Consider the following 11,860-nt stretch of genomic DNA (forward strand, 5'->3'; position numbering starts at 1 on the left):
TGCAGGGCCGCAGCTGAAGCCTTCGCGAGCAGGCTCGTTCCCACAGGGATGTGCATTCCAGTGTGCAAGCGGGCTTGCTCGCGAGGGAGCCTTCAAGAACGGCGCATCCCGATGTGTGGAATGCCATCCTCCAGGTATTCCTCACCCGCCACCGTAAACCCGTAATGCCCGTAATACCCCTGCAGGTGGGCTTGGGCTGACAGGTAAACCGGAGTGTCCGGCCAATTCTTTTCGACCTGCTTCAGCGCCTGGGCCATTAATTCATGCCCGAGCCCGGTGCCTCGCACCTGTGCGGCAATGATAACTCGCCCGATCACCACATCGCCACCTTGCAGCTGTGGGTCGAGTAACCGCAGGTACGCTACCAGGCGGTCTTCTTCCCACGCCATCAAGTGGCGAGTGTCGCCGTCCAGATCCTGCCCGTCGAGGTCTTGATAGATGCATTTCTGTTCGACGACGAACACCTCTGCGCGTAACTGTAAAATCGCGTACAGCTGCTGCATACCCAAGTCGCTGTGGTGTTTGCAGACCCAATCAATTGTCATGTTCACTTCCTTGCACAATGTGGCCCGATACTAATCGTCCGGATCAAAGATGTCTGTATAGGCGAAGTAATCTGTGAAAAGGGCCAAAATGCCATCATTCATTTCGAGCGTTGTTGTCGTCTTTGTGTAATCTTCGATGACGCGTTTGCAATGGCTTCAATGAGCTAAGGTTAGGGCCTGGGTTTTGCCGGTGCAGGGGGCCTTGGAGATTTGCCTGAAAACACGCCGGGCCGCCAGCCCGCTAAGGATTTTCCAGCATGCCACGAGTGCATCGAGCCTTTGCCCTGATTGGATTGCTGTTGCTGACTCAGAGCGCAGTCGCAGAAAAACTGCGTTTGGTGGCGGACGCCTGGCCACCCTTCACCGATGCCACGCTCATCAACGGCGGGTTGGCCACCGATATCGTCAGCACTGCGCTGGCCCGCGCAGGTTACGCCAGTGATTTTGAACAGGTGCCTTGGGCGCGTGCCTTGATGGGCGTGGGTGAGGGCCGTTACGACGTGCTGGTTAACGCCTGGTACGCTGAAGATCGCACCCGGCTGGGCCAGTTTTCGGGTGAGTACCTGCTGAACCGCGTGCGGTTCATCAAGCGCAAAGACCAGCCCATTGAGTACAACAACCTGCAGCAGTTGCACACTTATCCGATAGCGGTCGTGCGCGGTTATGCCTATTCGCCAGCGTTCGATGGCGACGCTTCGTTGCAAAAAATACCCGTGCACAGCTTTGCCATGGCCGTACGAATGGTGGCGGCTGACAGGGTGAAGCTCACGCTGGAAGATGAATACGTCGCTCGTTACTACCTGGCTCGTGAATCGGCCAAGGTGCGTAACGCCGTGGAATTCCTGCCCAAACCGTTAAGCGAAAATAGCCTGCACATCCTGGTCAGCCTGAAAAATCCCGAGCACGAAAAGATTGTCGCCAGTTTCGACCGTGAGATCGCGGCGATGAAGGCAGATGGCAGTTATGAGCGGTTGATGAAGCAGCACGGGATGTAGTTTTGGCCGAGGCCATGGCGAGAAGTGCTCGCACCAACAGGTACCGCCTGACCCCTGTGGGAGCGAGCCTGCTCGCGATAGGGCCCACACCTTTTAATCCGTGCTCGTGTCCTTGATCAGGTGCGCCGCCAGCGTGCGCAACGGCCCCAACTGACGGCAGATCAGCGCCAATTGGGTCTGCACCAGCCGCTGGCCTTCATCGATTTCATCCGGCATCTGTTCCAGTTCGTTGGCCAGCGCTTCTTCTTCATCGCTCTGAATCGCAATGGGCTGCTTGCTGGATAACCCTTGGGCGATTTCATCGATGCTGGCTGCCAGCTTCACGCCGGCGCCATCGATCAACTGTTCGCGTACGTCTGCGGGTAACGGGGTTTCACGGTGAGCGCCAAGCCCCGACAGGTAACTCAGCAGCGTGTGCGACAGCACCAGGAAACGGAACCCGACATCGGCCTCTTTGCGAAAATGCCCCGGCTCCATAAGCATGTTGGCCAGCGTCGTCGACAGTGCTGCGTCGGCATTGTGTGCGTTGCGTCGGGCCAATCGATAAGCCAGGTCATCGCTTTTCCCAGCGGCGTATTGCTGCATGATCTGACGCAAGTAAATGCTGTTGCAGGTCAGCGTATTGGCCAGCACTTTGTTCAGGCGTCGACCCTGCCAATCCGGCAGGAACAGGAACACCGCCAGCCCGGCAATCAGGCTGCCGAGCAAGGTATCGAACAGCCGTGGCAAGAACAGCCCATAGCCGTCGCCGACCTGATTGAAACAGAACAGCACCATCAACGTGATCGCGGCGGTTGCCAGCGTGTAGCGCGTGGTGCGGTTGATAAAGAACACCACCCCGGCGGCAATCGCGAAACATGACTGGATCAGCGGGTTGGGGAACAGATCGAAAAGCGCCCAAGCCAATGTCAGGCCGATGGCGGTGCCGATAATCCGTTGCCCCAGTTTGCGGCGAGTGGCGCCGTAGTTAGGCTGGCAGACAAACAGCGTGGTAAGGATGATCCAGTAGCCCTGCGAAGGGTGAATCAAATGCACCATTACATAGCCAATGCTCAAGGCCAGGGGCAGCCGCAGCGCGTGCCGAAACAGCAAAGAGGTCGGTGTCAGCTGCGTCCGCAAGCGAATCCATACGTCCTTGAGGCTGCGCGGCGAGCGGTCGAGCAGGCTGCTGTCGGTAGCATCGGCCAGCGCGTCGGGGTTGCTGGCGTCGCTGAGCAAGCGGTCCAGGGTGCCGAGGTTGGCGGCGAGTGCGCGCAGCGAGCGTAACAGGCCGCGCCAGGCCGGGTTGCTCTGGATGCGCAGGTGCTCAAGGGACGCATGCAGATCACTCAGGGCTTCGGCAAAACTTGCGTCGTAAATGAACGGCTGCCGCATCTGGATCGATTCGGCCAGCGCTCGGCAGGCTTTGCCTTGTTGGCGCAGCAAGCGCTGACAGCGGAACAGCACGTCACTGTGGAAGAACGCTTCGGCCAAGGCGTTGTAAGGGTAGTGCGATGAACTGGCGCGCTCGTGGATGTCCTGCGCGAGGAAGTAGAGCTTCAAGTAACGGCTGACTTTTGATCCGGGCCGCCCATTGCCTACCCGGTGCAGAATGATTTCCTTGGCGGCGTTGAGCGCTGCCACCACTCGACCATTTTGCTGGGCCAGTTCCAGGCGGCGTGCTTCGACGTCCATCTGCCGGATCGGCTCGAACAGCGATGATTTCAACTTCAGGTAAAAACCCAGCTCACGGAATAATCGCGCCAGGCTTTGTTGCACCGGCTGATTGGAAAACATCGCCTGCCACAGTACCGAGAGCAAGCCATACCAGGCCGCACCGGCCACCAGCAGCACCGGTTCGTGCCAGAAGTCGGTGACCGCGCCGCCGCGCTGGTCCACGCCGATCATGGTGTAGACCGATAGAATCAAGGTTGCCGAGGCAATCGCGCCATAGCGTTCGCCCAACGCGCCGAGCATGGTCAGGCCAAAACTGGCCAAGGCCAGGGCGACGGCGAAAACGATGGGGTAGGGGAAGAGCAGTTCGACGGAAAATGCAGCCACGCTGAAACACACCAACGTCACGGCCAAGGCGTTGAGTCGGCCTTGCCAACTGTCGTCGGTCTCGGCGAGGGCACTGGCAATAATCCCCAGGAACAGCGGGATCAGCAGCCCCATTTCATCTTGGTACCAACAGACGGCCATGCTACCCGTCAGGGCGATGAACACCCGCACGCTGTAGCTGAATTTATCCAGCGCCCAGAGGCGACGCAAAGAGTGATGAAATGGAGTCGATGGCATGAAGTGCGGAGGCCTTCCGAGGCAATGACGCTAAATTGAGCCAGTAATGACGCCGACGCAATGGCGCCGATCACATCTGACAGCAAAATCTGTTCCGTACTGGCGACTATCTCAGGTCTGCACCGAACCTGTGGGGAGGGGATTTATCGGAATGCCGCACCACCCCGTTCGGCGGCGCAGCCGTCGTAAATTTATCCAATTCATCATGTCTGGCGAAACGTATTCGCTGATCAGGGGCTGCTTCGCAGCCCAGCGGGGATAAATCCCCTCACCACCAGCACCTCCTTCCTTCTCCTCTTTCCTCTAAAAGCCTGCCTGCCTGCGTGGTATCAGACGAATTGAGCCGCTGCGTAACCCGAGGCCCAGGCCCATTGGAAGTTGAACCCGCCCAAGTGCCCGGTCACGTCGAGCACTTCACCGATGAAGTACAGGCCAGGGCTTTTCAGCGATTCCATGGTTTTGGACGACACCTCGTTGGTATCGACGCCGCCCAGCGTCACTTCAGCGGTGCGGTAGCCTTCTGTACCCGCCGGCACGACTTTCCAACTCGCGAGTTTTTCAGCGATGTCGGCAATTTCTGCGTGGGTGTATTGCTTCATCGGCTTGGAGACGAACCAGTTATCCGCCAGCAAATTGGCCATCTTCTTGGTGAAGATTTCTCCCAGCAAGGTTTTCAGCTCGCTGTTCGGGCGTTCGGCTTGCTGCTGTTGCAGCCAACCCGGCACGTCGTGGTCCGGCATCAGGTTGATCTCGACCGTGTCGCCGGATTCCCAGAACGAAGAAATTTGCAGAATCGCCGGGCCGCTGAGACCACGGTGAGTAAACAGGATGTTCTCGCGAAAACTCTGGTCGTTGCAGCTCACCAGGCAATCCACCGACGTTCCGGACAACTCGGTGCACAGCTCTTTGAGTTGATCGGTGATGGTGAAAGGCACCAGGCCGGCGCGTGTGGGTAACAGTTCATGACCGAACTGTTTGGCGACCTGATAGCCGAAACCGGTAGCGCCCAGTGTCGGGATCGACAAGCCGCCGGTGGCGATGACCAGCGATTCACAGGTGATTTGATCGAGTGTGGTTTGCAACAAGTAGCCGCTTTCGAGTTTTTCGATGTGTGTGATCGAAGTGTCGAGGTGCAGGCCGACGCCGACCTGAGCGCATTCGGTGAGCAACATCTCCAGAATGTCGCTGGATTTGTTATCGCAGAACAGCTGTCCGAGCTTTTTCTCGTGATAAGGCACGCCATGCTTGGCGACCATGCCGATGAAATCCCACTGCGTGTAACGCGCTAGCGCGGATTTGCAGAAATGTTCGTTCTGCGACAGAAAATTGCCGGGCTCGGTGTACATGTTGGTGAAATTACAGCGTCCACCACCCGACATCAGGATTTTCTTGCCGGCCTTGTTTGCATGGTCAAGCAACAGCACCTTGCGCCCGCGTCCGGCGGCGGTCAGCGCACACATCAACCCTGCGGCGCCAGCGCCAATGATCACGACTTCGGTAGAGCGCAAAACGGTGTCCTCACACAGGGGCTGATCTGGAATGCAATCAAATGTGGGAGCTGGCCTGCCGGCGATGGTATCGACTCGGTTTACCTCTCGGACCGATTCGATGCCATCGCTGGCAGGCCAGCTCCCACAGGGGGCGCGGCGTTCTTAGAGGATACGAACGCGCAGCGAACGGCCTTTGATCTTGCCGTCGTTCAGGCGCTGCAAAGCCTGCTTGGCGATGCCACGCTCAACCGCCACATACGCCTGGAAGTCGAAAATCGCGATTTTGCCAACCTGAGCGCCCGGGATACCGGCATCGCCTGTCAGTGCACCGAGGATATCGCCAGGACGAACCTTGTCTTTACGGCCTGCGCCAATCACCAGCGTGCTCATCACCGGCAGCAGCGGTGCGCCGCCCTGGGATTTGAGGTTGTCCAACTGATCCCAGCTCAGCGGCGACTTCTGCAGTTGCTCGATGGCCTGGGCGCGATGCGCTTCGGACGGGGCGACCAGACTGATCGCAATACCTTTCTCACCGGCGCGGCCTGTACGGCCAACACGGTGAATGTGGATTTCCGAGTCACGGGCCAGTTCGACGTTGATCACCATGTCCAGCGCATCGATGTCCAGACCGCGAGCGGCGACGTCAGTGGCAACCAATACCGAAGTGCTGCGGTTGGAGAACATCGCCAATACCTGGTCGCGGTCACGCTGCTCCAGATCGCCATGCAGGCCGACGGCAGAAATGCCTTTGGAGGTCAGGTGATCAACCGTTTCCTGTACTTGCTGCTTGGTGAAGCAGAACGCGACGCAGGTTGCCGGACGGTGGTGCGCGAGGATTTTGACCACGGCGTCCATCCGCTCTTCCGGGGAGATTTCGTAGAAGCGCTGTTCGATCTGTGTGTCGTCGTGGAACGCCTCGGCCTTCACGATCTGCGGGTTGCGCATGAACTTGGAGGCCAGTTGCTTGATGCCCACCGGGTACGTGGCAGAAAACAGCAAGGTCTGGCGACGCTCCGGGCACTGGGCGATGATTTCTTCGATGGAATCGTAGAAACCCATGTCGAGCATGCGGTCGGCTTCGTCGAGAATCAGCGTGTTCAGGCCGTGAAGAATCAACGAACCCTTGCGCAGGTGCTGCTGGATACGACCCGGGGTGCCGACGATGATGTGTGCGCCGTGCTCCAGCGAGCCGATTTGCGGCCCGAAAGAAACACCGCCGCACAGGGTCAGGACCTTGATGTTGTCTTCGGCACGTGCCAGACGGCGGATTTCCTTGGCGACCTGGTCGGCCAACTCACGCGTTGGGCAAATGACCAGCGCCTGGCAACCGAAGAAGCGCGGATTGATCGGGTTCAACAGGCCGATACCGAAGGCGGCAGTCTTGCCGCTGCCGGTCTTGGCCTGCGCGATCAAGTCCATCCCCTTGAGGATCACCGGCAAGCTTTGCGCCTGGATCGGCGTCATCTGGGCATAACCGAGGGAGTCGAGGTTAGCCAGCATGGCGGCGGACAGCGGCAAAGTATTAAAAGCGGTGGCGATGGTGGTCACGGGACTGGCCTGCAAAACAAAATGTCGCGCAGTGTATCAGTCTACGATCACTTACCTCGAATGTTCTGGACGAACAGCGACTGAACCAGGACTCCCCAATTTTTCCCTGACCAGAGACGAACCCTGTGGCGAGGGAGCTTGCTCACGCTGGGGCGCAAAGCGGCTCCTACTCTTCACCTCGAAATGTAAGGGACTGCTACGCAGTCCAACGGGAGCAAGCTCCCTCGCCACAAGGGTTCTCTTCAGCAAATCGTCATTAGTGTTCGATGTGTTCTTCCGGGCGTTTGGCGCGCCGTCCGTCTTCCTTTGAGAGCTGCGAGAAAATCGTCGCGGCCAGCATGGCCATGATTCCGACCGTCACAAAGGTCAGCTGGAACGCCCCCAGAACCGTATCCACGCCATCGTTACCGACCTCTGCCGTAAACCCACCCAGCAGCGCGCCCGCGCAGGCGACACCCAGGCTCAGGGACAACTGCGCCACCACCGACAGCAAGCTGTTACCGCTGCTGGCGCTGGCGTCATCCAGGTCGATCAGGGTCACGGTATTCATCGCAGTGAACTGCAACGAGTTGATCGCGCCGAGAATCGCCAGCATCCCCAGCAGTAACCAGTACGGCGTCTGTTCGCTGACCAGGCCCATGCTGGCCAGCATCACGCCCAATGCCAAGGTGTTACCGGTCAGGACGATGCGATAGCCCAAGCGTTCAATCAACGGTCGCGCCACCGACTTGGCGATCATCGCCGCAGCCGCCAGCGGCAGCATGCTCATCCCCGCCTGAGACGGCGAGTAGCCCAGCGCCACCTGCAGCAGCAACGGCACCAGAAACGGCAGTGCGCCGCTGCCCAGACGAGCGAACAGGTTGCCGAGGATGCCCACGGCAAACGTGCGGGTCTTGAACAGCGACGGCGCAAACAAAGGATTGTCGATGTGCCCGGCGCGCAACCAATACGCTGCCAGGCACGCCATGCCTCCGAACAACAGCAACATCACCCGCAAGTGCGGCAAGTGCAGTTCGCCGAGGCCTTCCATGGCGATGGTGATCAGCACCATGGCGGCGCCGAACAGCAAGAAGCCCAGACCGTCGAAGCGTGTGCGTTCGGTACCGCGCAGGTCGGGAATGAATTTCCAGACCGCATAGCAACCAATTGCACCGACCGGCAAGTTGATCAGGAATATCCAGTGCCAGGTCAGGTATTCAACCATCCAGCCGCCCATGGTCGGGCCGATCAGCGGGCCGAGCAAGCCTGGAATGGTAATGAAACCCATGATGCGTACCAGCTCCGAACGCGGGTAGGCGCGCAGCACCACTAGCCTGCCGACCGGCAACATCAAGGCGCCGCCGAGGCCCTGGATCACTCGTGCGCCGATCAGGAGCGTCAGGGTGTTCGACAACGCGCAGAGCAACGAGCCGATACTGAATAACAGGATCGCCCCGAAGAAGATTTTCTTGGTGCCGAAGCGGTCAGCGATCCAGCCTGAGGCGGGGATCAGCAACGCAACCGTGAGCATGTAGGCAATGATCACGCCTTGCATGCGCAGCGGGTTTTCCGCCAGATCCCTGGCCATCGCCGGCAGGGCAGTGTTGAGGATCGTCCCGTCGAGGGACTGCATGAAGAAAGCAATGGCCACGACCCACGGCAACCAGCGGGCAGTGACGGCGTCGAGCATCGGGCGATTCGGCATGGGACCTCTTGCGGTATGGAATTAATGCAAGGTCGTGGCTGGCACCGACCTGTGTGGCGAGGGGATTTATCCCCGTTGGGCTGCTTAGCAGCCCCAAATTGGCAACCGCGGTTTGACAGACAGACCGTGTTGTCCGATTTACGACTGGTTCGCAGCCGAACGGGGATAAATCCCCTCGCCACAGGTTTTACCCTCGCCACAGGTTTCCCCGTGTACAGGTTCACCCTCGTCACAGGTTTACCCGTGTGCAGGGTTTCGTATTTACAGGGTCAAGGTTAGTCGGCTTATGAGCGCTCCCGGCAACAGTGCCGAATCCGTGGCCCGCTGGCTGTAGGTGCTGGCCGACAACAGCAACTCGCGCTGTTCGGTCAACGCCTCCAGCTGCGAACCCAGCAAGCTGTAGGCCGTGTCATCAAAGCGCATGGTGCTGACTGGCGCCTGAATCTCGCCATTCTCGACCCAGAAGGTTGCAAACCGCGTCATGCCCGTCATGCGTGCCATCGGCTGGTCCGAGAAGTTCAGGTACCAGAGGTTGCTGATGTACAAACCAGTGCCCAGTTGTTTGAGAATCTCTTCCTCAGGCAACGTCCCGGCGGCCATGTTCAATGCCCCGGGCGACTCGCCGCCGCCCGCACCGTTGGCAGTCAGGCCATATTCGGCGGCGCTGCGCGAGTTCACCAGTTGCGCGCCAGCCTTGCCATCGACGATCAACCCCAGGTCGCTTCGCGGATAGCCTTCACCGGAAAATGCCGGGCTCAGCGAGCCGCTGACCTTCTCGTCCAGCGACACCAGAGGGCTGAATGATTGGTCGCCGCCGTAGAGTTTTTGCAGCGGGCTGCTTTTGCTGGCAATCGACTGCGCCGAGAAACCGCCCCAACTCAACATGCCCATGATCTCTTCCAGCGCTGCCGGCGCCAGATAAGCGCGGTACTGGCCCGGAGCCAACGTGCGCAATGGCCGACCCAGAAATGCCAATTGTTCACGTGCTTGTTGAAAGCGTTTGGCGAAGCCTTCGCTGCTCCAGTCGTGCCCGGCGTAACTGGCTTTTACTGCCTGGCCATTTTCGTGGAACAGGCTGAAATCAAAATTGAAGCTGTTGGCCTGATGCCAGCCAAAGGCTCCCGAAGAACTGGCGAAGCCACGGCAGATCGGCCCGGCGGCATAAAAACCGACCAGGTCCAGCCCTTCGGCTGCCTGGCTGATTTCGGCGACCACGTGTGCAATGTCCGGCAGCGGATGCTCCTGAACATTCTTGCTCTGCCAGCCATTGTGGTTCAGCAGCAGGTACGGGTCTCGTGGCAACAACGGCAAGGTTTCGCGCAACTGTTGCAGGCCTTCGGCCAAACGTTGGAGGTCTACTTCGGTATCGCCGGCCAAGGTGATGTCGAGGTCGGCGTGGCGGCCATCGTTGATCAGTTTGAAGCCGATATTTGCTTGTTGCACCTGCCCGGCCTGACGCACCTTGGCGTGATTGAAGCGCACGAAGGCAGAAGACTCGGCGGCGTAGCTCAGGGTGAATTGCTCCGGCTCGCGAACGGCGTCGCGCAGCCAGGTGACCAACGCTTTGAACGATTCGGCCTGTTTGCCAAAAGTACTCATCAGGCGTCTCCCCCAAACACATCGACATTGCTGAATACGCACGCGGGTGAGGCGTGGCCAACTCGAATCACCTGGTTAGGCTCGCCCTTGCCGCAGTTTGGCGTGCCCAACACCTGGAAGGTACTGGCGTCGCCGACGGCGCTGAGGCTTTTCCAGAAGTGCGCAGAAATCGCCCGGTAGTTCGGGTTTTTCACCACGCCTTTGAGTTCGCCGTTTTCAATCAACTGGCCCCATTCGCAGCCAAACTGGAATTTGTTGCGCGCATCGTCGATGGACCATGAGCGGTTAGTGCTCATCAAGATTCCGTGCTCGATGTTGCCGATCAGTTGTTCCAGCGATTGATCGCCGGGCTCGATATTCAGGTTGGCCATGCGATCGATTGGCGGACGATTCCAGCCACACGCACGGCTGTTGGCGACACCGTCCATGCCGGCCCGGAACTGTGACAGCGCGCCGCCCAACGGGCGCAGCAGCAACCCTTGCTTGATCAGGAACTGTTTGCTGGCAGCGGTGCCGTCGTCGTCATGGCCGTAGCTGGCGAGTTGTTCGGGGATGTCCGGGTCAAACGTCACGTTGAGCAGTTTTGAGCCGTATTGCAGGCTGCCAAAATCGTGTGCCTTGACGAAACTGGTGCCGGCGTAATTTCTCTCATCGCCGAGGATGCGATCCAGTTCCAGCGGATGGCCGATGGATTCGTGAATCTGCAGCATCATTTGATCCGGCGTCAGCAACAGGTCGCGCGGGCCTTGCGGAGTGTTCGGCGCGAGCAGTAATTGCAGCGCCTGATCAGCCACTTGCGGGCCGGCGCCAATCAGTCCACAACGGCTGATGACATCGGCGCCGCCCTGTTGGCCGAAATTTTCGCGACCCAGGCTGCGGGTCTGGCTGTCGTTGCCATCGTAGGCAGTGATGTCCAGGCCGGGATAGACAAAGCGCTGTGCCTGGCGCAATTCGGCGCCCGCACTGTTGAGGTAAATCTGCTCGACGTTTGTCAGGCCAAGGCTGACCTGCCAGCTCACCAGTCGCTCGTCCTTGGGGACCGCGGCGGACTCATCCCCCAGCAGTTGCAAACAATCGCTGAGGGACGGAAAAGGCTGGTCGAGGTTGGGTGAAAAATAGTCGGCACGGTCGCTGGAGACGACTTGTTCGCGCAGGTCCAGCAAGGCGTAAGGCTTGATCAAACGGGCCTGTTGCTCGGCCCGTTCCAGCGCTAACTGCAGGCCTTTTTGCGATAAATCGTTGGTCGCCGCGTAGGCTTCAACGCCGTTGAGGCGTACGGTCAGCATCGCGCCTTCGTCACGGCCAAGACTTGGAGGTTCGGCGACGTTTTTGCGCACCGACAGGTATTGGCCGGACTCGCGCACATAACGCAGCGAAAAAAATTCAGCGCCCGTGCGCAACGCAGCGAAGCGCTGCTTGAGCTGAGGGTGGAAATCGAACATCGGTGAACCTCCTTGGTATGGAGTGGCGTTGCAGCGGTGTTGCGAGGGGGTGAAACGTTTGCGTGGCGCTAGATTAGGCCTGTGCGGGGGGGCGGATCAAGGGTGAAGCGATGCGTTATTGCCAAGACCGCCATCGCGAGCAGGCTCGCTCCCACAGGGATTGGGCGAGATCACACATCTGCAATCCAACACAAAACCTGTGGCAGCGAGCCTGCTCGCGATGGGTCGTGACGCGGTGCGGCTGTCTTACTAAGCAGTCAGGCTCACTCCCACAGGGATT

8 protein-coding genes are annotated in these 11,860 nt (G+C 59.3%); 1 reads left to right on the forward strand and 7 read right to left on the reverse strand.

The genetic code is table 11. The features are described from left to right. Positions 1-92 precede the first annotated feature (92 nt). A complete protein-coding gene (locus ACQR3R_RS19535; RefSeq protein ID WP_428274391.1) occupies positions 93-545 on the reverse strand; it encodes a GNAT family N-acetyltransferase in 453 nt (150 codons plus the stop codon). A gap of 257 nt (positions 546-802) precedes the next feature. Between ACQR3R_RS19535 and ACQR3R_RS19540 the strand changes: the two genes are divergently transcribed. Continuing rightward, positions 803-1,540, forward strand: coding sequence for a transporter substrate-binding domain-containing protein (locus ACQR3R_RS19540; RefSeq protein ID WP_428274393.1), 738 nt, complete (start codon positions 803-805; stop codon positions 1,538-1,540). A gap of 93 nt (positions 1,541-1,633) precedes the next feature. On the opposite strand, the gene yccS is transcribed toward ACQR3R_RS19540, so the two are convergent. The 6 genes from yccS to ACQR3R_RS19570 form a co-directional block, all read right to left on the reverse strand. Beyond that, a complete protein-coding gene (gene yccS, locus ACQR3R_RS19545) occupies positions 1,634-3,817 on the reverse strand; it encodes a YccS family putative transporter (RefSeq protein WP_428274395.1) in 2,184 nt (727 codons plus the stop codon). A 329-nt stretch (positions 3,818-4,146) separates the two neighbouring features. Further along, positions 4,147-5,325 carry an aminoacetone oxidase family FAD-binding enzyme gene (locus tag ACQR3R_RS19550; RefSeq protein ID WP_428274397.1) on the reverse strand — a complete coding sequence of 393 codons (1,179 nt, stop codon included), beginning with the start codon at positions 5,323-5,325 and terminating at the stop codon, positions 4,147-4,149. Positions 5,326-5,469: 144 nt separating this feature from the next. Next, entirely contained in the window at positions 5,470-6,855 is a 1,386-nt protein-coding gene (dbpA, locus tag ACQR3R_RS19555) for an ATP-dependent RNA helicase DbpA (RefSeq protein ID WP_428274399.1), read from the reverse strand. Between the two features lie 256 nt (positions 6,856-7,111). Then, positions 7,112-8,539: a multidrug transporter subunit MdtD gene (gene mdtD, locus ACQR3R_RS19560; protein ID WP_428274401.1), complete on the reverse strand. Its 1,428-nt coding sequence runs from the start codon at positions 8,537-8,539 to the stop codon at positions 7,112-7,114. Positions 8,540-8,800: 261 nt separating this feature from the next. Next, a complete protein-coding gene (locus ACQR3R_RS19565; RefSeq protein WP_428274403.1) occupies positions 8,801-10,138 on the reverse strand; it encodes a metallopeptidase TldD-related protein in 1,338 nt (445 codons plus the stop codon). After that, positions 10,138-11,580: a metallopeptidase TldD-related protein gene (locus tag ACQR3R_RS19570; RefSeq protein ID WP_428274405.1), complete on the reverse strand. Its 1,443-nt coding sequence runs from the start codon at positions 11,578-11,580 to the stop codon at positions 10,138-10,140. The genes ACQR3R_RS19565 and ACQR3R_RS19570 overlap by 1 nt, the downstream gene beginning before the upstream one ends. Positions 11,581-11,860 lie beyond the last annotated feature (280 nt).

The sequence above is a fragment of the Gordonia sp. IEGM753 genome, from assembly GCF_050321825.1.
Classification (GTDB): Bacteria; Pseudomonadota; Gammaproteobacteria; order Pseudomonadales; family Pseudomonadaceae; genus Aquipseudomonas.